At 46.1% G+C, this 232-nt stretch carries 1 pseudogene; it reads right to left on the minus strand.

From position 1 onward, the window contains the following. Positions 1-232, minus strand: a pseudogene (locus ACFVYJ_RS13975) (hypothetical protein); the annotation flags it as partial.

Here is a 232-nt window from a genome sequence, read left to right on the forward strand (position 1 = left end):
TACAACACGGTCACCCTGGGTAACGCCCTGCGCTTTCAATACACCTGCAAACATTGCTACATCATCAAGCAGTTCACGGTAGTTAATTTTACGCTTCTGATTGGAAACCGGTGAGTCATAGATAATTTCCAGGTTATCCGCCAGGCCATACTCTACATTATAATCCAGCGCCAGAAACGCGGAGTTCATCTCACCTTCGCCAAACCAACGATAGATACCATTTTCGTCGCTA

The sequence above is a fragment of the Pontibacter sp. JAM-7 genome (assembly GCF_048548695.2).
Lineage (GTDB): Bacteria > Pseudomonadota > Gammaproteobacteria > Pseudomonadales > Balneatricaceae > Neptuniibacter.